At 42.8% G+C, this 24,059-nt stretch carries 17 protein-coding genes; 2 read left to right on the forward strand and 15 right to left on the reverse strand.

All coding sequences use genetic code 11. From position 1 onward, the window contains the following. Positions 1–4: 4 nt before the first annotated feature. From ICN19_RS00335 to ICN19_RS10250, 3 genes are read right to left on the reverse strand one after another with little or no spacing between them, the layout of a single operon-like run. The gene (locus ICN19_RS00335; RefSeq protein ID WP_216244749.1) at positions 5–1,567 is read right to left on the reverse strand and encodes a DUF4407 domain-containing protein; all 1,563 of its coding nucleotides are present in this window, start codon (positions 1,565–1,567) and stop codon (positions 5–7) included. Positions 1,568–1,611: 44 nt separating this feature from the next. Further along, entirely contained in the window at positions 1,612–2,259 is a 648-nt protein-coding gene (locus tag ICN19_RS00340; RefSeq protein WP_216244751.1) for a hypothetical protein, read from the reverse strand. A gap of 16 nt (positions 2,260–2,275) precedes the next feature. Beyond that, the gene (locus ICN19_RS10250; RefSeq protein ID WP_216244753.1) at positions 2,276–3,802 is read right to left on the reverse strand and encodes an OmpA family protein; all 1,527 of its coding nucleotides are present in this window, start codon (positions 3,800–3,802) and stop codon (positions 2,276–2,278) included. 498 nt (positions 3,803–4,300) lie between these two features. On the opposite strand from ICN19_RS10250, the gene ICN19_RS00350 reads away from it, so the two are divergent. Continuing rightward, positions 4,301–4,723 carry a hypothetical protein gene (locus ICN19_RS00350; protein WP_216244755.1) on the forward strand — a complete coding sequence of 141 codons (423 nt, stop codon included), beginning with the start codon at positions 4,301–4,303 and terminating at the stop codon, positions 4,721–4,723. A gap of 27 nt (positions 4,724–4,750) precedes the next feature. On the opposite strand, the gene ICN19_RS00355 is transcribed toward ICN19_RS00350, so the two are convergent. The 7 genes from ICN19_RS00355 to ICN19_RS00385 form a co-directional block, all read right to left on the reverse strand. Then, on the reverse strand, positions 4,751–6,115 hold the full coding sequence (locus tag ICN19_RS00355; RefSeq protein WP_216244757.1) for a VWA-like domain-containing protein: 1,365 nt from the start codon (positions 6,113–6,115) through the stop codon (positions 4,751–4,753). Between the two features lie 3 nt (positions 6,116–6,118). After that, a complete protein-coding gene (locus ICN19_RS00360; protein WP_216244759.1) occupies positions 6,119–7,222 on the reverse strand; it encodes an ATP-binding protein in 1,104 nt (367 codons plus the stop codon). A 209-nt stretch (positions 7,223–7,431) separates the two neighbouring features. Next, complete coding sequence (locus ICN19_RS00365; protein WP_255536890.1) at positions 7,432–8,799, reverse strand: DUF2779 domain-containing protein; 1,368 nt, start codon at positions 8,797–8,799, stop codon at positions 7,432–7,434. A 159-nt stretch (positions 8,800–8,958) separates the two neighbouring features. Beyond that, positions 8,959–10,368 (reverse strand): hypothetical protein, encoded by a 1,410-nt coding sequence (locus tag ICN19_RS00370; protein WP_216244761.1) that lies wholly within the window; start codon positions 10,366–10,368, stop codon positions 8,959–8,961. Continuing rightward, positions 10,365–11,096, reverse strand: coding sequence for a hypothetical protein (locus ICN19_RS00375; protein WP_216244762.1), 732 nt, complete (start codon positions 11,094–11,096; stop codon positions 10,365–10,367). The genes ICN19_RS00370 and ICN19_RS00375 overlap by 4 nt, the downstream gene beginning before the upstream one ends. A gap of 14 nt (positions 11,097–11,110) precedes the next feature. Then, on the reverse strand, positions 11,111–11,710 hold the full coding sequence (locus tag ICN19_RS00380) for a hypothetical protein (RefSeq protein WP_216244764.1): 600 nt from the start codon (positions 11,708–11,710) through the stop codon (positions 11,111–11,113). A 140-nt stretch (positions 11,711–11,850) separates the two neighbouring features. After that, a complete protein-coding gene (locus ICN19_RS00385; protein ID WP_216244766.1) occupies positions 11,851–12,000 on the reverse strand; it encodes a hypothetical protein in 150 nt (49 codons plus the stop codon). Between the two features lie 128 nt (positions 12,001–12,128). Between ICN19_RS00385 and ICN19_RS00390 the strand changes: the two genes are divergently transcribed. Next, a complete protein-coding gene (locus ICN19_RS00390; RefSeq protein ID WP_216244768.1) occupies positions 12,129–15,434 on the forward strand; it encodes a hypothetical protein in 3,306 nt (1,101 codons plus the stop codon). A 356-nt stretch (positions 15,435–15,790) separates the two neighbouring features. Here ICN19_RS00390 and ICN19_RS00395 read toward each other — a convergent pair whose 3' ends face one another. From ICN19_RS00395 to ICN19_RS00415, 5 genes are all read right to left on the reverse strand, one after another. After that, on the reverse strand, positions 15,791–16,078 hold the full coding sequence (locus ICN19_RS00395; protein ID WP_216244770.1) for a hypothetical protein: 288 nt from the start codon (positions 16,076–16,078) through the stop codon (positions 15,791–15,793). A 217-nt stretch (positions 16,079–16,295) separates the two neighbouring features. Beyond that, positions 16,296–16,889, reverse strand: a complete 594-nt coding sequence (locus ICN19_RS00400; protein ID WP_216244772.1) for a hypothetical protein — start codon at positions 16,887–16,889, stop codon at positions 16,296–16,298. A 303-nt stretch (positions 16,890–17,192) separates the two neighbouring features. Further along, the gene (locus ICN19_RS00405) at positions 17,193–20,582 is read right to left on the reverse strand and encodes a tyrosine-type recombinase/integrase (protein WP_216244773.1); all 3,390 of its coding nucleotides are present in this window, start codon (positions 20,580–20,582) and stop codon (positions 17,193–17,195) included. Positions 20,583–20,584: 2 nt separating this feature from the next. Beyond that, on the reverse strand, positions 20,585–23,374 hold the full coding sequence (locus tag ICN19_RS00410) for a hypothetical protein (protein WP_216244774.1): 2,790 nt from the start codon (positions 23,372–23,374) through the stop codon (positions 20,585–20,587). Next, positions 23,367–23,915, reverse strand: coding sequence for a hypothetical protein (locus tag ICN19_RS00415; protein ID WP_216244775.1), 549 nt, complete (start codon positions 23,913–23,915; stop codon positions 23,367–23,369). The genes ICN19_RS00410 and ICN19_RS00415 overlap by 8 nt, the downstream gene beginning before the upstream one ends. Positions 23,916–24,059: the final 144 nt, after the last annotated feature.

Genomic DNA, 24,059 nt, shown 5'->3' on the forward strand with positions numbered 1-24,059 from the left:
CTTCTTAATCTGACTTATTCTTGTCTGAGATTGCTTTCATGGCGGCAATAGACTTCATGCAATCGCTAATAGCATAGTTATAACTCTTTCCAGCATTTTCAGTCTTCAAAGATTCGGCGCACTCGGCAACTGAGTTGCGAATCCTCTTCCATTCTGAAGCCTCAGAAGAGCCAGCAACTACAGCACCATCCTTAACAAGTGGGTTCTGTCGTATATATTTACTAGGGTTATTTTTGATATCTACCCTAACTCTTTCCAAAAATTCCTGTTGAGCTACCTTAGTTAACTCTTGCTCAATTCTTAATTTACCAACTTGATTTTCTTTAAGTAAATCTGCCTCGTAATACTTGGCATCCTTTAATTCAATGTTCTTATCTTTTCCATCCGCAGAACCATCCAGTTGTTCATTAAGGTCAATGCCCTTAGCAGCCAATGTTTTCAGCTTGATGTTTTCCTGCATATAGTCATACGGACTGAGCCTTAACATCATCTTAAAAAGTATGGGTGCAATTTCTAAAAAGGCCATTAATAAAAATAATAAGGTCCCGCTCCAGAAATAATGTTCGTGTGCAACCAAAATACGCTTAATAAGGCCATTCTTTTTAGCGGCTTGCTCTGTAAGCACATCTCTATTTGCTTTTCGTTCAGCGGCCAATGACTTCAACTCAACCTCAAGGCCGTCTAACTGCTCTTGTGTAGATTTGATTTCAGGCTCTAGAGAAGTATGCTTTGCTTCGCTAATTTGCTTTAGTGACTCTAGTCTATCTTTTTTATTCTTAGCGGCTGGCCCAAAATCCTTTTGCCTTGATCCGCAAGTACCATCAATCTCACATTGCAATTCTTGTTGCTGCTGAACAATTCGCTCGTCAGAAAGCGTAAGTTCAGCTTTTTTCTCATCCCGCTGCTTTGTTAACTCAGATTTTCTTGTTTCGATTGCTTTTTGACGTTCATCAAAAACATGTCGATATTCTTTTTCGGTGTTATCAATCCAGGCCTTTTGCTCATCCTGAAGTTCACTGTCAATCTCGGTAGCCATAATCTTGATCTCTAATGGCTTAGAGAGAACTACCGCAATGAGAAGCGCCATCATAATACGAGGCATTGCTTGCAATATCTCGTATCGATCAATAGTCTCCTTGCCATTTCCATGGCCAGTAGAAGAAACAATAAATCGATCCAAGTTAAAGATCATTGCCGCCCAAATTAACCCGAAGAAAATGGCTGCGATATAAGTGAATACATGAATTGGTGCTTTAGCGGTCTCGATTGCCAAAGAAACTTTTGGTGAAAAAACGATATAAAAAGCGTAGGAACTTGATAAAAATGCCAGCACTGCAGTTGCCAATACAGTGCCTCCGATGCACTGCTCCTTGACTCTATCTGAATGAGGGCAGTTCTGAAGTAGTTGCGTATCGACACCAGCCGCAAAATACAAAATACCCTCAACCTTGTTTTGAAACCAATAACGGAGCCTTGTGAAGGCATCGGCATCATTAGGAGCCTCTTCGCCAAATTCATAGTTATAGTCGTCCAAATCACCTAACTTTAATTTGTTATCTACAGCCATGAAAATCTCCTTCTGAATATGAATTCTGAAAATAATTAAATTTTTTACAAGCGAAGTGCTCGAGGCATTATTGCCAATTCTGACTCGACATCCATTTGTCGCCCCATCTTTTGCCTATCTAGTAGCGGCACTTGAAATTCTTCCAACATTACTTTTATTGCACTGCTATTGATCTGAGGCTCCGTATCACCCTTGGTTAATTCGATATTAAATCTCATCATTTGCGGTTTGAGCACATCATGAGTAAGCTCAAAATACAAAGGGCTACTGTTAAGTTGAATCTCCGCCTTAGGCAGAGCACTCAAATCATGGCGAATAGATCCCGTCAAGTCATCTAACCCAACCATCTCTTGGGATAGCAAAGGCTGGGTCTCGGGATACTGATCAAGACTAGGCTTGGCAATATATTTAAATTGCTTCATCCCAAAAAGATTTCCAACATGGAAAATCATTGCCGAATTCACTGGGGCAACAATCTCATACTCCCTAGATCCACCAAAGAATCTGAGTTTTTCACTCCAAGTCGATCTTTCACTACTAATTTGAACTTGTAATGCGCCCCACCCTGCCACCTTTACTCTGGCAATCAGAAGACTATTGGGCACAGTAACAGAGTAAAGCGACTCCACACTTACCAACTTAGGGGCAGAAAATACCCTAAAAGGCAATTTTGAAGTTTTTATTCTGAACATTTTTTCTTGGCTTCAATTAACGTGCTGCTGGGCAATCAATGCGCAAATCTACCCTACGGTTTAAGGCCTGCATTTCAGGTTTTGGATCTTGAACATAAAGATTCAAATCGCTAGCCCCTTTAACTTGTATTTTGTCCATCGTCGTCACATTATTTTCAACTAGCCAATTTGCTAGCGCATTGGCACGACCCAAACTTTTTTGAAACTTCACATCTTCCGATCCAGTGATGTCTGAATTACCCGTCAAGATAATTTTGGCATCTGGCCTTAGTACCATTAATTGCCTCAGCTTATCGAGATAAATCTTTGCATCTGGACTCAATTGATCGTCATTAAATGGGAATAAAGCTGCGCCACCTATATAAATATCGTAAACATCAACCTTACGAGTACCGTCTGGACAACTAAAATACTTGCTTGGATTATTTACCGCCATATCCAAATCAGCCCTCTTGGTTTTATTGCTGTTAGCGACTAAATTGCCATCTTCATCTGAAGAAATAACATTCTTAATATTATCATCAATATTCTTCACAACGCGGTCGGTTATTCGCTGAATATTATCTAAAATTTCCTGGGTTTTGCTGGGTCCAGTCTCTTGATTCTTGGGTTCCTCTTTTTTGGGCTGATCTACCGTTTTTTTGGTCTTATCTTCATCTGATGGATTCTTTTTAACAACCTGTGCAATTGGCGCTTTTTCAGATATCTTTCCTGTCGAAACATGAGAAAAGCATGGGCCAGAATAATTAATCAAGATCACAAACACCCAAATAATTATCATCAGAAACCAAGGCCAGCATCTCTTCAAAATGCTGGTAAAAATCAGGATTAATGCAATAGCCCATAACCACCATGGGAAGTTAGCAGCGCACTCTTGGCGAGAAACTTCGGGAATTGCAAAGAAAATCAAAATGACAAGTGCAGTCAATATAAAAATTCCACCGACCCAATTAGAAATGCGATCACTCCAATGCAGCGATGGAGCCAAGTCATCGGTTAAGGCATTTACCAAGTAGCAAATAGCAATTAATGGAGCAATCGCTATCACAGCATGCATTAACGAACAGGCAACCCAAACTAAAATAAATACAAGGCATGTCAACAACCAATGGCATTTTTTACACACTTTGACTGGCGGCAACTCAGGATCGGCTGCAGGCTGCTGCGAGCCGGAAACCATTGGCTGGCTTGACTCTTTGGCTAATTGAACAATCTTATTCCACATTTTTCCAATAGGATTCTGCGCAAGCGGCTGCTCACTAGACGATGGAGGCGGAGGTGGAGAAGTAGTTGCAGACTGAGGATTTTTCGGCTCAGCCTTTTGTTTTTCCTGCGGTGACTTCAGTTTTGCATAGGCAGTGCCCGAGATACGGCCTATCAAGGACTCAACTTTTCCACGATCAACCTCTTCACTCAGGTTGGACCATTCATGCAATCTAAAGTCATCTAATTGACCGATATATAGAGTCTTGACCGAATGCGAATTGGGCTCTCCCTCGCAGATCTGAACTTGATCAACTTCTCCCTGGAAAAGAGGCTTCACCTCACTAGTATGTCTTTTTAAAGGGGGACCCTTGACTCGTTTAGGGTTATAAAGCTTGCCATTATTAATGAGTATGGAAAATTCTTGTGACTGATCTAACTGCCCGCCAGAATCCCCTCTAAGAGACCCGCTGTAATTGCCGTCAAAATCGCCGGTAATCCAAATATCGGATCCGTCAGTATCAGCCCCAGGGGAGCTCTGCACCCACCTGAGCGTATTGAGTTCCCGCCAACCCAAATCGCTGGAACCACAATACAAACAAGAATGCGGTAGCTTTACTGACCCTTTAGTTTCAATTCCCTGATGACATTTCTCGCAAATGATCTCAACAGCATTCCCATCAGACAAGGGATTACCCTTATATAAAACATTTACCGGGCCACAGACACTACAAATTCGATACCCATCTAGTTGAGTCGAATTGCATTTTCTACAGGCAAGAAAGGCTGGGGCATTTCCCATTGGGGCGTCTGATTATTGTGTTAAAAAATAGAAATAATGAAAAATACTACCCTATTAAAAAAGTACTTCGCTATATTGGCTATTTGCTCTATTGACCTGTTAGCTGGATGCGATCTAATTAGCCCAGGCCCCAATCAAGAAGAAATCTCCAGTTTGGTAAAAATCTCCCTAGCAAACCAGATGAATAATGAAAATAATGCGAATCCGATTGGCGGCATTATTTCAAAAATAATCGGTTCTGATCAATTGGTATTCAACAAAATTGAAAAAATTTCATGTAAAGCAGCGGGAGAAAAGTTAGTCAATTGCCAAGTTTATATAGACTATGAAATAGGCTCACAGGATCAAGCCGCAAAAGCCGATGATCCTAAGCCAGCATTTAGGGTTAACCAAAAAATTCAGAAGACAATGAATTTTAATTTCTTCAAATCCGATACGGGTTGGGTGAACGTAAACTAGGTCATTGGTCACTTAAATATGCCCCTATTACTCAATCACAATTTGACGACCAAATTTGAGATGCTCTCCTCCGTGCCCTCCAACAAGAACCCACAGCAATTTACAGGGTGGCCTTGTTTCTGGTGCGGAAGCAACGCCATCAGTCAAGTAAACACAACCATCAAATCGCTGCCCTTTGGTCTTCAGCCATTGCATAACGGGCTCAAAACTAGTACCACCGCCGCCCTTTACGAATGATGGGGTCTTCCCTACATAAGGATAACTTCTTCTTATATCCGCATCACATTCAACTACAGTAATACTCGCTCCTTGCTTATACATTCCATGAATTTCAGCAAAAAAACTGGAGATAGCCTCTTCATCAATTGATCCAGAAGTATCTATCGCTACAGCCATATTCTGAAAGCGCTTTAGCTTAAGCCCTGGATTTGGAGGCATTCCATCAAGCGCCTCAAATCGCTTACTCTCTCTTTGGGATGTGACAACCATCTGACTTCTTCGGCTAGAGGCTGCAAACATACGTATCGTATTGCGCCAATTTAATTTCGGCTTACGCGCCTCAATAAGTTCGGAAATATAACGTTCAAGCCAACCCGGGACTTTACCTGCAAGGCCCTTACTGTATTTAGATCGCTCATAAGACTTTAATATCTGATCTTCAGAGGTTTGCTCTATAGCATCACGAACCATCCCGGAGATTTTCTCGCCAGTCTTCTCGCCATCAATGTCTGGGCCATTTGAATCGGCCCAATACGTATGATCGCTAGGCGCATGCCCGGCTAATATTTCCTCTAAAGCTTTAGAACTCAAGGGTGACTTTGAGCTGCCCTTGGAGCCCCCGCTACCACTACCCCCTTTCGAACCTTTGGACTTTTGATTTGCACGCTCGCTCTCATCATGTAGTTTTTTCAAAGCAGCATAATAATTGTCTGCAGTATCCCCTGGCGTAAGACCTAGGTCAGGGAATGTACTCAAAAGAATGGCGCCTTCAGGCAAGTGATATGGCGCTACATATTGATTTACAACAAGGTCGGATGCTAAATTCCAAAGCATAGGGTCATGTGACAAGGTTTTGTTTCTGAACACATGCTTGAAAACAATGTGAAGTACTTCATGCTTTAAAACTGCAATCCTGTTCTCCCCTTTTGTAAGCTCTTTTAACAAAAAATGGGGATTTACCATCAACTGAATGGCATCACCACGCAAGCCTACTGCCAATGTATCAATACTTTCGGTGAAGTGCCTCTGCATACCACCTAAGATATGGCCAAAGAATGGTTCATTGCGAATAAGGTCAACGGTGCACCTCGAAATCTCCGCTTGAGCTAAAGGCAATAACTCCGCATATGAAGATGCAGAGGGGTTGTTTGGTTTAATTGATCCTTTTGCCACAACCTAAACAGTTTGCAAGACTAGTTTTGCCAGAGCAGGATCTTGAACTAGGGTTGGTCTTTGATCTGGAAGTGACACGATATCGCGATGAACACTAAAGCGAAGATCCGCAGGAAGTTCAGACATCATTAAAAACGAAACAATATTCGCCTTATTTTTGGCTGAGGGCTTAGCGTAATCTGATCCAGCGATCGCCAGAACTAGACGGGTACAAATAACGGAAAGTCGATCAAGCCGTACCGTTCCACCCTTACCCTTGGCAGCCGCAACTACCTTTGACCTCACCTCATCAAAAGTCTTTGCCTCTAAGATCTCTTCGGCGCTCACCAAAAATTCCAAATCAGAATTAACAAAAGCTAAAAATGAACTAACGGTGGATTCATCAAGACCGCTTCGCATGATCGTACCGACCTTCTTTATTTCTTGCTTCAGATTGCTAATACCTGATATCTGGGAAAAAACTTGAACTAAAGACCTTGGTGTTGTGCGCTTACCAGTAACTGATTCTGGATAGGTGAGGACAAAATTGATTCCTCTAGAGTCAACCTTGTTAGCTACTGCCCATGCTGCCCAAGCCTTGACGTCAAAGACCATGTTGGTATGCAGCATCCTTGTTAACATTGCCTCGTCCATAGTGGTCACAGAATATTCATCATCTTCTGGATTGGCGGTGCAGACTATCTGCCATTTAGAAGGCAATTTCCAAGAAAACATTTCAAAGTTCTGCAAGAGTTGCATTAAACCACGCAAGATTCGATCGTCTGCACGATTAATATCATCGAGCAAAAGTATTCCAGGACCTTCCTCCTTGGGCACCCAATCCGGAGGAAGATACACCGTTTCATTACTTGCCTGAGATTTAATAGGAAGTCCATGAAAGTCCCCCATCTCTTCAAACTGAGCTGGAGCACAATATGCTAACTTCCACCCTCGCTTTTTAGCGAAATCTACTACAGAAGCAGTTTTACCAAGACCATGCTTTCCCCAGACGCAAATAGGGGTTGGCCTATTACCAGTTTCAGTCTCATTTTTAAGATTAGAGTCGAGCAAATATGCCAAAAACTCATCTAAGTCTTGGGCATTTAATGTTTCGCCGTAAACGCTCATTGATATCCCTTTCGGATAGTAAATTCTGAAATTTCAAATTTAGGGTCATCGCTTGGCCCTTTTAGGCAAATGAGATCTTTAAGTTTGAATGTATTTTTTGCTTTAAAACTATAAATCACTTCTAATTTTTTAATGGGCACGTCTTCCAGCCCTTCGAGAGACTGAACACCAGAGCCCCAACGGAAAATTCTCAGCACTCAAAAATTTAGTCATTTACGCCATGCCTCAACAATTTTGACCATTGCCCAAGTATCTTGCTTGCAATATTTGAGCATTTCTTTACGCAAATGCTCCCTCCTCTCAATTGAGGTGGTAAGGTTCATCACTTCCTTATAAGCCTCTTGCGCCACTGTTCCATCACTTACTTCAAGTTTTGAATAATTTAATTCTGGTGCAATCGTTGGCAAAACATGCTTAATTGACCAAGACCCCTTCATATCAGGATGATAATAATAGTTTCGGGCTAAAGGCAATAAGTCAAAGAAGCGCTCTTTAATGGCTAGCAAGTAATTCGATAATAATGGGAATTCTTCGGCAAGTTCTTTAAGACGGGCACCCTCGAAGCCAGCGCTATAGACAATCACCACCCCGCCATTACCTAGAGCACTAACCAATGTTTCGGCAAATTCTAAACGCGGATCATTGCCCGATATGTCCAAAAACTCATGATGAGCAATAGTGCCATCCTGATTCTCGATATGGCAAGACCATTGAAATGGAATCTGCATGTAAGGACGGGTACCCTTCCAGATTGGCACCGCAAAGGCAACTGTTTCAAAATCAAGGTAATACCTCGGATAAGGCAGCTCATTAATTTGCCTTGTTGCCTCGGGTTCTAAAGAAGACACTCCACTGACTGAAGCAGTATGTACTTTAATATGCCTAGGATCTTCCAAAAGTTCAGACGGAACATTGCGAAGATCTTTGTACCCTTTAGCCCTTAATTCGTCTGCTTTTTTACGACCATAAGGCAAGATATCTACCGGATAGAGCGCTTCCTCCTCTGGAGGATTGCAGTAATTGTAAAAATCGCATAAAAATGGCTCTTTACACTGAGTACCAGGAGCAATATTTGGAGCGGAACTTAATGCTAGTATTTTTTTAGCATCATGTACCCAACCTTCTACATCCGGTAGACGCTCCTTGACTTCGTTACTCAAATCACCCTCAGTAAATAGGTCAAAGTAGTTGCCATCACCTTGATATACAAATTGATTATTGATGTATGCAACGGCTACTTGATTTGGCTCACACCCCGATTTAGTCATTGCCCAAGTTTGGACGGCCGCATCATCAATGTGGTATTGCTTTACCTCAGTGGATGACTTCACCTCCACCAGGCGATAACCTTCTCTATTAGGCAATAATAAGTCTGCCCGAATAAGAACATCTTCCACTAAAAAAGCAGCCTCAAAGATAGCAAGATGGCGCTCACGAGCGTTTGCAGTTAGAGAGAGGGCCTCGGCCTCTATGCGAGTGTCAATAAACACGCCACCAGGGTGATTGTAGCGAGCAATATCCCCAACTTTATTGCCCTCAGCAAAACGTTCCTTAGTGGCAGGGATAATATCAACCAAATCGGGGCGATTAATGCTTAACCATAGCCTTTTAGGGCATTGAAGATAAAGTAGGATCTTTGATTTGCTTAGGCTAGCCATTTAGATCTTCTGACAATTTATTTTTAGCCTCATTACTATCTTCTGCCATTTTTTTAAAATTAACATGGTCTGTTTTTATTAAGGGTGCTTTTCCCAACCCTTTTTGATATTCGCTTCCACCATAGAATCAGCTAAAGTCATTGCGGTTTTTTCATCTGGAGCCAATTTCACATCCCGATCTAAGGGACTGGCTCTACCCGGACTGTAGTCTGTCCAGTGCACGACATAACCAGGAAATCCATCATCTACTTCCTGTTTATTAGTCTTCCAGACAACTAACTTTCTAACTGCTGTCACGCCTTTAGTTTCTTTGGTCCAAACTTCACGACGAATGACAGCACTCCTTGGAAAATCTTTACTTTTTGGTTTTGCAACTTCAGTTACTGCATATGTCTTTACTTGCTCAAAACGAATATCAACTGGATTTGCTAATTTGTCCCCTCTAATTCCCACTAATACTGGATGGATAGGCCTTGGGCAATTAGCCATACCCAAGTTTTTCCATTGGTTTTCAGAAAACTCCAGCAGCATCGCTTTAGACGCGCTGCCATCAGAATGATCTGCTTGTATGTCGGTTACTTTAAGCTCCACAACTATTTGAGGCTGCACAAAGGTGTATAAACTCCCCCCATCACTAGCGTACCGAAGATTCGTTGAGATATTTAGTGGAGTTAACTTCTTTAAAAGATCCTTGCGATCTTCATCAGACCCAATATTCCCGCACCCTCCAAATATTTGAATCTTACCGTCTGGCATCATCAGACCAAGTAATAGGGAGCGAGCCATATCACCATTGGGCGTATAGGCGATTACTACAGCATCAATCGTAATCGCGGGTTTTAATTTATAGATAAGGCCCGTGGTGAGGCGTGCAATTAATCCCTCACTCTTTCCAGTTACCACCTCAGATTCAAATTTCTCGGATAACTGCTTGCGATCAAGCTCTTGACTATCAATTACAAATAAGTTATCAGTAGGTGTTAATAATTTCTTTAATTCAGCTAAGCGCTCTGTATAAACATCTTGAATATCCACATCTAGAGACTTAACGAGGTCAAAAGCACCAAAGCACAATTTGGAGGGATCTGCTTTAGCACCCTCACCAATAAGTGCAGATAAATCTCCTACGCGGCAACGGCCACCTTCAACTTTAACGTGCAACTCCCCTGCAATAATCGTGCCGTCAGGTAATTTCTTCACCCCATTGAAGATGGGTAATTTACCAGTAATGACACGTCCTCTGGGGTTCGAAAAAAATACTTCTCCAGAGTGGGCTATTAAAAACCATAATTCACCATCAATTTTTGTTGAGACCAACAAACCATTGCTCGGTAAAGTGCCGATATCCTCAGGCAATACTGCCCGATAATTACCAGCCACTCGTTTTTTATAACTCCTGAGGTGATCTATTAAATCGAAGTCTTGCAGTTGAGCATTGGCTATTCCAGCGCCAAAAGCATCGCCCCCGGAAATTAAAGAATCACTCATGCCGTATCTCCTTCGTTATCGACTTTTTTAGAGATGGCTGGTTTTTTTAATTCCATTTCACTTAAGTGCAGCACGAGTTGGTAACTCTTATCTTTCGTCTTGCCTTCCAAAAAACCACGATAGGGCTTGCCATTTGCCTGAAAAATCAGTGGCTGAGCCCCTTTATCACCAGCCCCAATCACCATTAGCGAATTTTGAGCCTCCAAATCCCGAGCAATTTCATACAGAAAATCAAAGGTCAGTCCGTCCACATGATGTAACTGAACTTTGCGTTTAAAAGCAAAGCGTCTAACCGCATCCTTAATCGGCACAAGGCGTCCTGAGAAACGTACTGGCACTTCGCCATTAATATTCATGTCCACTTCAACTGGGGTGCGTCGCTCTTTTTCAGATCCATCTGGATTCAAAACTAACTCAATAAAACTGGGTTCTATATACAGAAGAGATTTATCACCGTCCAAATAAACCGTTTGAGAATGTTCAATCTTTAGGCCTACAGCCTCAGTATCTATTTCGGGATCGCCAGCGATTAATTGCTGCGAATAGATTTCACCGAACTGCTTTGTTAGCGCCTCGTGAGTCGTTGATTCTGTTGCTGCAATATAGCGCTGAAAATTAAGGTGCTCATTAGGCACACCGAGCTTGGGTCCTTCAGGAGCTTTTATGTGCAAAAGACCAACTGTTGCATCCCTACCTTTGGCATTAGCAATATGAATAGAGTTTGTCATTATTTTCGCTCCATTTACATAGACTCAAAATCAAGATCATCGGCATCATCAGCCGCTTCTACCGACTCAAACAGCGTTGCCGACTCAATCCATTGTGTTTGTGCGGGCTTTCCTACGATAGCAAAACAACCCTCATCGTTAGCCATGAGATATCCGGTCTCCATCTCTAGTCCAGCAGTGTAATTAATTGGGAGTTTATAAATCTCGCCTGAATTTAACTTATCTAATAATTCACTGGCAGGGTCAATTGACTCTAAGAAATATATGCCTTCAACTTCAAGACTCAGAACTTCAGAAGGATTTACTGGGCCCTCTAAATTTTGAGCAACCCCTAATGTTGAAGGCATCTGTTCGACAAGTTTTCCGTCTGGTGTTATGCCAACCATTTCTTGCCTAGCGACTAAATGACCGTCTTGCTTAAAATATGCTTGGGCTGTCATACCCGTTAGCAGCAGGTGCGCGCCATCGGAACTTAATGCCGCGCGGGTACAAAACCGGCCTTGAGAGTCCAATGCCACCCGCTTCTTTGAACCATATATCTTGGTTCGATCAATTTTACTTAGATTAAAGGAATACTCCTTACCCGAAAGAGAGGCTACTATTGGTTTTGCCATCTGATAAAAGCCTTTCTTTAATTCTAAATATTAAAGCTATTATTCTAGACTTATTCTGCAGTTTTACTCAAAAGTGCAACAAATCGAAGGTAAGGCAAATCTGGTGGCAACCAAATCGGACTGCCAAATCCAAAAACAGACTAATCTTCGACTCTCGAGTAACCCAGTACATTACCAACACCAAACTGAGCTTCTGCTATTTGCTTGGCAGCAAAATCATTATCAGCCCAAACAATCGTATTTACAGTTTGAAGTTCATTAATTCGAGCCCATATGGCATATTTATACATTAAAGCCTCCTAATGGATTTAAAGGTAAAGGAAGTCAAAAACATCCTAACCCAGAGAAAATTTCTGGTAAACCACTTTTATACTAAATTAGGATTACAACCCGCGAAATCGAAGAATCGGAATCAAGCATGCCTACATCCAGTGAAGTCCGTCTAAAACCACTAAAACCTGAAGCTTCACGCATATTTAAACTATGCCTAGAAAAGGAATTGGGAGGACTAAAGCAGGGGCTAGAGCTTGCCAAGGCACTTGGGAAACCTCTCGATGGGGTGCTAGATGAGATCGGCATCAATCAATCTACTGGGGAATTAATTAAAGGCAAACGCTTTACGGGTAATCCTAAAACACAGCCGATGTTAGATGCCCTGTTGCTATTACAGCTGAGCCTAGCGCCCAAGGGAACCCCGGCCTACGATATCCGCAACCAAATTAAAAAACTAAGCTGTATTTCACCTGTACTTCCCACATTGGAGACATTCAGATCCCTGGAAGAGCTAGAACTTAAGTTCACGCCTGAGTTTAGGAGTCCGGATTTATTGCCTCTTGGTCCAATGCCAAAACTTAAAAAGCTTAGCTTTGAAAGGCATACAACATTGTATGGATCTGACAATCCTATCCTTGAAACCCTGAATGGGTTACATGCAAATCAGCTTGAGTATTTATCTTCACCTCATATGTGCCTACATGACGTCAGCGCGCTTACAGCTTGCACTAAGTTAACGTATCTCTGCCTAAGAGGTATAGATATCACCACTATAAGCGCACTGACATCGAGCGCAGCCTCGCTTAAAGAAGTGGATTTAAGCTATTGCCGCGACCTACAATCCCTTGCCCCACTCCGCGAAGCCATAAACATCGAACATTTGCAGATAGCTGAGTTAAAACAAATCAAAGACCTTGGTGATTTAAAAAAACTGAGCAAGCTGCGCACGCTAGACTTCAGTGATTGCGAAAGCCTTGAATCACTTCAAGGTATCCCTCTTCGCGAACTAACGAGCTCACAAGAAAATTTTGGTCAAAAGCCTGGATCCTGGCTTTATCTCAACAACATGAAATCGCTGAAATCACTAGATGGCTTGCCACCGCTTAGCCCTAACGTGGTCGAATTTTCAATCAATGATGCAAAAGCGTTGGTGAGTATTGATGGTCTAAAAGCCTCTGCTGGCTCAATTAAGAAACTAAAAATTAGTGAGGCTAAAATAGCCGATCTTACCGCTCTAGCGAAGTTAATTCATCTGGAAGAATTAGAGATTACCTCATGTCCAGAGCTGGTTGATGCTTGCGCATTAGGTTCACTTAAAAATCTACGCATTATCTCTATTAAAAACTGTGTGAAGCTTGAAAAGCTTCCTGAAATCTGGAGATCACATGTCACATCCCTATCTCTAAGCGGATGCTCGAACCTTAAGCCAATCAAAGGGCTCCCCCCTGGAATCAATTCCAAAACAATCGAAATTGATGATAGACGTCTCTTGCCACGTGCCAAGCCAGCCAGGCCACTAAAGTCAGACCTAAGTTCCGCTTGGAAATTACTATCTTCGCGCAATTTTGCTGATATCTTAATGGGTCTAGAGCTTTCATCGGTTGTTGAAGGCGGTCTTGAAGTTTTGCATGAGGGTGTGAGCGTTAAAGACGGCAAACTAGAGCGCGGGAAACGCTTTACGGGCACCGGCCCCGCGCAGCCATATCTAGATTTCGCACTCTTTGGCTTGATGGGCAAAGCTAAAGGCGGTAGCCCACTTGCAATCATTCGAGAGAAGATTACCGAACTAAATCTAACCCTGGCATCCACGGCTCCTCCGCTTGAAGGGCTGTCAAATCTAGAAACGTTATGCTTAACTCCTATCGATGGAATTGCGCCTGACCTATCAAAATTTGGTCCGATGCCTAAACTCAAAACTCTTAAGATAACAGGACGTCGCTGGAATCCTCTGGGTGGACTTAAAACACTTCAGGGTCTAATTGCACCAAAGCTAAAGGAAGTGGATCTGAGCTCAATTCAGATGGAAGACATCTCAGCCCTCATGCAATCGCCTGAAATTACATCTTTAAGCCTTCAGGAAAATGAATCGCTGGTGAATCTTGAAGGAATCAAAGCCTGCGCTCCTAATCTTCTAGAGTTCAACCTAGAAGGATGCAAACAAGTGGCGCATCTAGACCCTCTGGCCGAGGCCACCAAGCTAGAAGCACTTAATTTACAGCAATGTGAAAGCATCTGCTCTCTAGAGCCCCTAGCCAGCTGTAAGTCATTGCACACTCTAAATATTGAGAACTGTAAAAACCTGCTATCTCTAAAGGGCTTAGAGAAACTCCCTCTGGAATATAAAGCCAATTACAGTGGTAATTTTGAGTTTTCCTTGGATGGTTGTATTTCACTGACTTCCCTTGAATACTTTCCATTATCAAATGACTTAATCACCCATCTGTCCCTTACGAATACAAAAAGCCTCAAAAACTTTAGCGGCCTTCCGCAACTATCAAAAGTATCAAATCTCAACGCAACTAACAGCGGATTAGTAAGTCTAAAAGATGTTATTTCAATGCCAGCATTAAAAGAAATTGATTTTAATAATTGCTCAAGCTTGCAGGATGCTAGGCCTCTTGGGGCTTTATCAAACTTGAAAACTATTGACCTAAGTAAAAGTGGTGTTGAAGAAATGCCTCAATCTTGGTCTAGCTCGGTGACCGAGATCACTCTTAAGGACTGTGATTCACTTAAGTCCTTAGGAAAATTACCAGAATCATTAAAAAGTTTAGTGTGTGACGGAAGCAAATCTTTGTCAAAGCTTGATGGCATTGCATTCTCTAAATCCTTGGAGTCAATTTCAGCCGAGGGCTGTTCTGCGCTTACTGATTTGGGCGAACCCCCGGCTACCCTTAAAAAGGTAATAGCCAACTATTGCACTCAGCTTAATACACTCAAGGGGTTACCGCCATGTAGCATGCTTGAATTTATAGGAATGCCGTTATCAATAACCGATATAAGTGCGATCATCAACATACCCCAGATAACCATTGATATTAATTTACATGAAATTATTTTAGAAAAAAATAACCCCAAAACATCTGCTACGCTACCTAAAGCCTTTAAGGAAGCCCTTAATAAATTGAAGTCTATCAATTTACAAATTAAAGGACCTTCAAGTTATTGGGGTAATAAAACGGAATCTATTTTCGATCTCGCATCAATCAATCAGCTAAGAAATCTCCACACCTTGAGCCTCAGAGAATATGACATAAACTGTAGTTTTGATTCCTTGGTATGGCTTGTCCCCATTCAAAACTTGCAAGGCCTTTGGTTCTACCCTCGCGGTAACTTATCGTATAAATTGGGAAGTAGCATCTACGACTCCCCAGGAAAGGTACGCGAGTTGCAACTGAGAATTTGTCAAGAAGCTAAACTTCCACCGCCTCCACATCTGCTTGCTAAATAAATCAATTCACCCACCTATGCAGTCACTCTGCGGGAGTAAAAATTATTCTTCCATTAATCTCAATTAGAGATTTTTTTAAGGAATCAATTAATTTAAAGTATGGCGACTTAATTGGACGTCATGCGCATAAAATTATTGATCTTCATATGGATTGATGCAATGGTGTTTTTAGCAACCCCTAGCGACTTTATAATTTTTTGCCTTATTTTCCACGCTATTAAATTGGCATAAAAATATTATCCTCATATGGTTATAAGCCTTCGTTTGTAGGATGCTGTTACCGACTGAAACAGCCCTTCAAATAAAGGCGAGCTGCATACCAGCACTTCATCGAGCCTACAATCCATTGTAAGATTTTAAAGAGTTCGATCGAGGATAACTTTATCAGCCAATTCTTCATCGGGAGTCTCGGACTCGCCGTTAACCACCTCAACCGCGCTCTTGAAATCCTCTAGAAATTGCGCCTTGTTAGTATCGTTATCAAGCCCGTCGAATATTCCCGAGATTGTATCGGGCTCTTCCAACTGCCAAACAATAGACAGAATGCTTTCAACCCTGTCAAAATCATCCCCGTTTATATCCCCATTAGAAATAGCCCGCTCATAATAATCATACAAATCCTGGAATGCCTTTTCGTAATCCATTTCCACCCTCCTCCAATATTGCCAAGTCATAAAAACTACTATTCTTTTAACCCATATAACGAAATTTTCGATCAAACCTATCACGATTTCAAGCTTTCGTTTTTAAATAATGTGATTGGCGCCAAATCAAATGATTATGATGGCCCAGTCAAACTTAGTCATCTCGATTTACCCTCTACTTCTTAAAACAAGAATTTCACTCAGTAACCCTTAAACCTTATCCATTAATGCGAGTTTTACTTTGATCATCTGAGGCAGATAACCATCTGATTTTTTTACTTGCCACGAAGTCAAGCTGGTGATTCTGCTCACCCTCATCGAATTTGTACAGCCATACTCTGTTACGCGCGCTCTGAAATACAGGCGGAGCAATCCAAAATTGCTGGTCATGGAACTCAACACCCATAATCGCCTGTTCAGCACGGTTATATTCATCAGATCCGACGATATTCTCTTCATAAGTAGCCTGCCTTACAAATCCCTCGCAATCTACGCTCTTAGTTATAAACCGGAGCCCTTTTAGACTTTCTGTGGCGCCTAAGGGAAGATTTGTTGCACTCATCCCATGCTCGAACTCTGTATAGGCTACAAGGCAGACCTGGTTTTCGTTAGGCGCAAGAGATTCAACAGGAAGTTGAACGGTAAAAAAATCCAGGCCTAAGTCATCTCCATCTTCTGGGGCGCCACTTTTCTCTTTTTCGCCTAGAATTTCATCAAACAAACGAAAGTCATCCATCGCCACTGAAATCTTTTCGCCTAGATCTTTAATAAAATGGCAAGTCGTATCTGGATTGTCTAAAAAAAAATCCACGCGACACAGGAATATGGCAATCGCAATATTCTGTTACAAGAGATGATATGCCAACGCTTTTGAGTTCAGCATCAGTAGTTAAAGCCAAAAATTTATCCTGAGCGAGATAGTACACATCACAAACTATGCCCTTACCTTCCAATTCTATGATCATGATTCCTCCGATGGACTAATTTGATAATCTCCGCATTATTAAAATTAATATCAATTTACACCAGAAGGAAGTATTTGGCATACAACCCTTAGTAACCTAAACCAGTTAATCTGCTTGCCTCTCCTTAAAGACAGAATACAAGTCTCAACTTAGAAAGGCGACTGAACCAAAGTTAAAAGAGATAATGCCGACCTCACACCGAATAACACAGCAACCCCTTCATATCGCGGCATGCCGGCCTCTTTGGAAATTTGAGTTAAATCGAGATCTACTCGAATCCTCCCCCTCGTGCTATCGAAGACTTTTGGCTCCGACTCTTTAATCCGACTTATCTCAAGCTGATCTTTCCAATATTGACGCTGGCGCTTAGCGGATGGGAAATCCTTACCAATCGATGGGGTATGAGTGATATCAATTGCGCTGCCAACTTTTAACTCCTGCAAAAACCAAAGCCAGCGCTTAGCCTTTGTCAACGAATCAGTCTCAATAGAAAGATGGGTTCCCGCAACCCAAAGCTCTAGGAAATCACTCAATAACTCATGGACACGCTTTTGACAGGCTAGCTTTTTGCCAAGCTCTGGCTTTTCGCCTTGATAGACCTTTTTCAGTAATTCACAAGTTGCCATTGCAATACTTTTTTGCTCAGGTTTGGAAACCAAATCGGCAACTAGCCTCTCGGCTCTAGGCTTTGCTAGTGGCACCCCTCTTGAGCGCAATACCCCACGAGGAAGACTTTGTAGCTTCTGGATCCATAAATTCAAATCCTCCAACCGATAGCCATAACGCTCTGACGCCAGCTTTAACGGGTACAAAGCAGAATCTTCATTCTCAGGTAATGGCACAGTTTTTGCATATTCAATGAAATTCAGAATCTCTAAAACCTGCAAAGTTTTTGCCGTTATTTCCTTTGGTGGAATTACAGCCGATGACTTTGTAAATTTCACTGTCGACTTCTTTTTGACTGGAGCGATATTTTTTCCCTCCAGCAATATTCGATCACAGATGGAATCCAAATAAACGCCCGACCTAATCTGAGGAGGCGTAGCAACCGATAGTTTTCTCTCGATTTCGTATAGATATGAAGTCGAGTAACCACTTAGAAGCCCTAAAGTGGCAATATCCAATTGGGGCGTCAGTCTATAAGCCATGCGCCCTAAAATAAAATCCGCTAAGTGGATGTATGAGCCCATCGTAATATCAAGTCCCGCATGACCCATCAAGCTACTGATCTGAAGCATAGATCTCGTATTGGTTGGCGCTGATCCTAGCAATGATTGCCGCACGAATGCAGAAATCATTAATCTTCTGGAATCATGCTCTGTTGGCAAGAACCATTCCGGCAAAAAGACGCCTTTACCCTGCTCGCCTAGCCAGAAAATCACCGCAAGCCAGTTGGCAAAACTATGTCGTAGATGATGAAACCGTAGCCCTTCATCATCATTTAAATGCTTAAGCGCTTTGGTGAGGCGCTCTAAATTGGGGTCTCTATCATTGACTTTGCCATTTTTAACAAATAGGTTAAACAAGGGCTCAGTCCCTGTGATCGCCCTCAGTGGATCATGGGCATCGGGATTTTGAGCTTTATCGCTTGACCTAATTTGATGGTGGCGAATCACCCATAAATTGCGCACTGCAATTAATGCATGTGCAGGCATTAAAGCAAAAGCCGGCAAAAGTCGATTAGCAGAACGTGACTTAAGTTCACGCAATCCATTTTTACAAATTTCAATCCAAAATTCAGGCGGGGTTTCCTGTGTAATGGAGACATCTTCAATAAAGTCGATATCTTGAATTTGTAAACCCAAGACCTCCGATCGTCGCAAACCACAAAAAAAACCCAAACTCAGAGCAACCTGAAGTTGCTGGACTAGAGCATTCACTTTTGGATTCTTGCCTTCTAGACCCCCATAGAGCTTTTTAATTTCTTGCTCAAGGTGGTTGGAAATTTGAAGGCAGGAATCCAAACTAATCAGATTAGTATCTACAGCACTATTACCACGACCACTTACCCGAAAAATATCATGGTCACTTAAAGGCAATACGCCATGCTTGGATTCCATATACTGATGTAGCGATTTAAGAGCCCGGCCCACAATACGGCGAACACCGTTAGAAGGTGTGTCCTCTAGAGCAACTTGATAGACTTCGAGATAGGCTTCCTCATCACCTAACTTCGTTAAATCCAAATGTCCCAGCTGCCCCACTAAGCGCCCAGCAATGCAGTTCACCATTTGATAAGTGGTGCGCGGTCTTTTAACCCTTCGTCCACGACCCTTGGCCAGAAGATACTCCGCTGCCCATAACCCCAGGATGCGGACACTTGGCAGTAGCTCACCCTCATTGGCAGCCAACCAGGCCTTTACCCTTTTTTGAGGCTCATCCAGTTTCGAATTTAATACGCCACCCAAGTCTCGCAACTGCGAGGGAAGCATTTCATCTTGCTCGATCGGAGCGTTACCCTGCTCATGCTCACCATCATCACCCTCCTCTTGCTCCAGATCGTCTGCATCATCTACTAAAGAAACGGGGCCTGCCAAGGCGGGCATCTCCCTACTGGTGAGGCTACTGAAATACTTGGTAGGAGGATGAATCAATCGGTCCCAAACATGCTCGGGTAGCGAGGTACTCACAAGGCGATCGCTTGCATATTGAACCAACCAAGGAGGCATATGCAAATGAAGCCGTGCCCTTACCCCATCCAAAAGGGCGTTAATTCCACCGGGCAACTTATCTGAAAACTCATGGTGTTGTGCATAGGCGCTAATCAAGCCATAAACATTTTGTCCATCAGAAATCCGTTTGAGTTCTGGCATTACTAGTTTTTGCTGATTGATAGAGCTAACTAAGATTAAACGGGTTGCCGGGTCAATAAACCAGCGCCGTAATACGGGATGCTTGGGAGGGTTTTTCCCTTTAACGGGATATAAAGAAACCCAGCGTAGCTGCGGATCATGCCTCCCCTCCACGAGAGATTTAAGAAGTTCCATCAGGAAAACACTATCCACCAATGCACCATTTAACATGGCCGAAAGTAGTACTTGACCCCACCAAGCCTGCGAACTTACGGTACACCGAGTCTCTTTTAAAGATTGATTGAAAGCTTCAAGCAAAGGGCTAATCTTTGCCCTCTTTTTCATATTTTCATGAGTAAAAGGGGATGGCGGCATAGGAGGTAGCGGTGCCGGCACATAGGGAATGGGAATATCAAAACGGCCCAGAGTATTGCCGGCCTCAATTACCTCTAAAAATCGACGCCGCACTTTAAATCCTGAGCCAGTTTTTGCGGAGTGCTTCACCTCCAAAAGAATTGCCCTGATAGCAGACTTGTCTAATTTAAGAGTCTCAGGTTTGCACTTGAGAATTTGAGTATTTTTTTTCTGAACCTGATACAAGATTTTGAGCGTGTCCACGCTTAGATCGCTTAAATTTATCGACTGCTCGGCATGAGCTTTGTCTGATAATTTGGGATATGACTTCTCCAAATGTGACCAGCCCACCCAAATATCGGGATCTAAATCAGAGATCTGGACTCGTGCCATGATTAAAAATCGATCACCTGAAAATCAATGCCCTCTTTGCCCAATAATTTTTCAAATGGACTTTTGAGCGCCTCTCGTAGATGGTAAGGATCCATCGCCGAAACAGGCCCCCAAGGAGATTCCCCGAGTTGCCAGTGGCCCATCAACGTTTTAATCACCGTTGCAAAACTTTTCTGCTTCTCATTAAACAAAGTTGTTGCTAAAAAATGGCGCCCATTATTAGGGATCGGCCAAGAACCCAACTTCAGGGAATCCAATAGCGCTTGCAATCTTCTGCCCGAGAATTCCTTGGGTTGCCATATGCCGCCCACTTCTTCAAAAAGAAAGAGTGAGCTTTGCAATGACAGCGCAAATGACTTGGTGCCGTAGATGCGGATGTCGCGATTTTTCGTCGCAGGGACTTTGAGCTCTGGACTGGTTTGATAGGAAAGGGTTACCCATAATCTTTTGAGGTGATTCAAATAGGCGCTTACACAAGCACGTACATCGTCAGGAATCCACACAAGGCGCGCATGCGAACCGTTGTCCCGATCTTTCTCCTCCATATGCAAGAAGCCTGTTTCCTGATCAATTAGACCTAAATCCAAAATGGGAGTATTGGCATTACGAAAGGCCGTAACAATACTCAGAGTAATGCCTGTATAGGCCGCTACTAGGTTGTGATATTGATGCGGATCTTGTTGATCATGACCGATAATCTGAATACGCAGCATTTCTAAGAGTGTTTTAATACCCTCTACTTTTGGAGCCCAATCATTGCCCGTGAGACTATTTGGAATCTGCGCAGTATTCTTCGATAAAGAAAAGAGAGGGTTTACTAGTGAGCCCTCTTTTAGTAATTTTTGATCATCAGGCGTAGCAACTTGAAGTTGCTTCCAGAGATTACGCATAATCTTGCAGTAGTAATCATCCAAAACCGCTCTATCTAGGGCGGCGTAATGAGACTGGACCTCAGACTGGGGGCTACTTCTGCCAAAAAGAGCACAGTTTCTGAGCAACTCCCCCTCTTCCAGACCTTCGAACCAGCTTGGCAAAAGCTCCCCAATGCTATCGACCCCGACCCAATCCTCATCAACCCCCGCCTCAATTAAGGCAGGCACTATCTGCGTAATAAAAACTTTTTTATAGACCGCCTCAGCTTGGGTGAACCATTTCTTGTTGCGAGTTTTGGGAAGTAATTGACCCACCGACCATATGTCCGAAAAGGCAATTCGAGGGGACACCGCAACGGAGTCGCTAAAAATGACTCGAGCATTCTTATTTCTATCGGGCACTGGGTATGGTCGAAGCCAAATACGATACTGATCTGAATAAGCAATCTTCCATTCAGATGGCAACTCTTCAATAGAGGTGAAACAATGCAGTGAGGTCGCTTCTTTAAGGCTATGGCCAGTAAATAAAGCTACTGCGCAAAGTTTGACGGTCTCATTAAGCAAAGCTTTAGCTTGGTCGCTACCATCCAATAAACTTTGACTATAAAGATCTTGCAAAGCCCCCATAACCCTGACAAAGAGCGGGACTCTGGCACGATCCAGACGGTTACGAAAAGATTGTGCCCTCATGATTTCCATTCGATACCTAGCTCTAGCTGCAGCGTAAAGGGTATTTAATGGGGGCAGCTCTCGTGGACCGCCTTCGGTAGAGGGAGGATCTAAAAAATCGTCAGGCTCAAAAAAGATCTCTTCTGCCTCAAGATACTCGCCGGGATGAGCACCCTCCTCAAATAGAGTCGCCACTGCATCTACTTCCGGACCAATCCATTCGATATGGGGCCGGGTATTATTCTTACGCTTTGATGCGATAGTGGGAAAACCTTGGGCAATCCAAAATAAATGGTGATCCTCATAAATCCTTGAATCCGTCAGTTTTCTTTGGGGGATCTTTTTTCTATCGCCAGGAAGAGAAAAGGTATCAACTAATTTTTTTGCAAACTCACTGGGATGCCTCAATACATACCCAAAATTGACTACATCGGCAAACCCAGCAAACTCCTGACGGAATAATTCCTCAGGATTTGCGTGAATATCCGAGAACGCCTGATGCATCGCATTGGGCTTGTTATAGGCAAAACAATGCGTGCTTAGGCGTTCTAGTAAAAAACCATGCTCAATAGAATGAATTTTGCGTAATAAGCGCCCGGAGTCCCGCAAGCGAGCATAGAGGTCGCTACCGTAAAAATACTTTGACTGCGTTTCTTCATGGGAGCGGCACAGCCTCATATAGGAGCTTAGATACAAGCCTTGCAAGCCTCGATAGACCTGATCACGCACCGTATAAATAGCCTCAGTGGGAGGCGTACCTGATCGGTACCAAAGAGTCATCCACACGGGATGCTCCTCCTCAATCCCCCAAAATGGCGGGCCAATCGATTTCAAAACCCGCTTCTTATTCGACGCCCCACCACCCTCAGCTTCTGGGCCCCATCTTCTTTCAACCTTGCTTAAAAGGTATATCTTTTGGAGCTCAGGGGATTGACGCTCTGCTTGAATAATCTCAATCCACCGTCCTAAATCATGAAAAATCTCATCTAGATCATGGGTGTAAATTGGCCCTTGACCCAAACTCCACTGTTTTGCACAAGTCAGAATTTCGGGCAAATTATCTAGGTTCAGCCAAAGACCGGCCAAAGATTTGGGAATATCGAGATACCTTTCGGCCAGCTGGTGCAAAGCCTCAAAACCATCATATTTTGCAAAGGCAGACAGAAATTGAGCTCGATTGTCTTCATCCCTAGCAGGGGATTTACGGGGGCCCTTCCCCTCGAGAATCTGGGGTAACTCTTCGTTATCCACCAGTCCTCGACTCCCCAATATTTAATGCCTTAGCCGAACCGAGCACCTCTTCTGTTTTTTTATCGGGATCTTGAAAGGCTAAATCTATTAACTTTGACCAATTTTTAGGCAGGTTAAGGGGTGGGCCCATTTTGGCCAATTCATCTTTGGGGAGGGCTCTAACTCTCTCTCGCAACTCCTTAGGTCTGTTTCCAGAGAAAAACAATGGGATTAATAGATCTTGAGTCGATTCAACCAATTTTGATGTTTTGGCATCGTCAACAAGCCAAACTGGGATCTTCGTCTTCAGACCCAAAATTGCTTTTGCTAGGAGAAGTTGGGGTTTTCCACAAATTACCTGATATTTTGCCCTTCCCCCGTTAGCCAGGAATTCGGCAGAGGACTCCTCAAGCAAGACAATGGGGTGCATAACAAGCAAGGTCTCAAGGGCTTCAGAATTTAGGGATTGGGCTAACTGCTGTAGAAACGGCTGATTCACAACAAAGTCTGATTCAAGCTCGATTTGCTGGATGGTAAGAGAAATTTGCTTGATTTTCGTCATGAGACCAATTTGGGTGGTGCTCCCTTTTTAGCACACTATTTACCGAAAATCTACTATGGTCTTTGACTATTATTTTTATGTTTTTGTCAGTTTTAAAAGGTCTTAATATGTATAAAACCTTATTTTAACGCATTTTAACGCTGT

It is taken from the genome of Polynucleobacter sp. AP-Capit-er-40B-B4 (assembly GCF_018882245.1).
In the GTDB taxonomy this organism is placed as follows: domain Bacteria; phylum Pseudomonadota; class Gammaproteobacteria; order Burkholderiales; family Burkholderiaceae; genus Polynucleobacter.

Bases quoted from the DNA above. Each gene is read 5' to 3' on its own strand.
- ICN19_RS00405 (WP_216244773.1), bottom strand. From the start codon at position 20,582: ATGGCACGAGTCCAGATCTCTGATTTAGATCCCGATATTTGGGTGGGC.
- ICN19_RS00395 (WP_216244770.1), bottom strand. From the start codon at position 16,078: ATGGATTACGAAAAGGCATTCCAGGATTTGTATGATTATTATGAGCGG.
- ICN19_RS00375 (WP_216244762.1), bottom strand. From the start codon at position 11,096: ATGACAAACTCTATTCATATTGCTAATGCCAAAGGTAGGGATGCAACA.
- ICN19_RS00415 (WP_216244775.1), bottom strand. From the start codon at position 23,915: ATGACGAAAATCAAGCAAATTTCTCTTACCATCCAGCAAATCGAGCTT.
- ICN19_RS00350 (WP_216244755.1), top strand. From the start codon at position 4,301: ATGAAAAATACTACCCTATTAAAAAAGTACTTCGCTATATTGGCTATT.
- ICN19_RS00385 (WP_216244766.1), bottom strand. From the start codon at position 12,000: ATGTATAAATATGCCATATGGGCTCGAATTAATGAACTTCAAACTGTA.
- ICN19_RS00390 (WP_216244768.1), top strand. From the start codon at position 12,129: ATGCCTACATCCAGTGAAGTCCGTCTAAAACCACTAAAACCTGAAGCT.
- ICN19_RS00360 (WP_216244759.1), bottom strand. From the start codon at position 7,222: ATGAGCGTTTACGGCGAAACATTAAATGCCCAAGACTTAGATGAGTTT.
- ICN19_RS00335 (WP_216244749.1), bottom strand. From the start codon at position 1,567: ATGGCTGTAGATAACAAATTAAAGTTAGGTGATTTGGACGACTATAAC.
- ICN19_RS00340 (WP_216244751.1), bottom strand. From the start codon at position 2,259: ATGTTCAGAATAAAAACTTCAAAATTGCCTTTTAGGGTATTTTCTGCC.
- ICN19_RS00380 (WP_216244764.1), bottom strand. From the start codon at position 11,710: ATGGCAAAACCAATAGTAGCCTCTCTTTCGGGTAAGGAGTATTCCTTT.
- ICN19_RS00370 (WP_216244761.1), bottom strand. From the start codon at position 10,368: ATGAGTGATTCTTTAATTTCCGGGGGCGATGCTTTTGGCGCTGGAATA.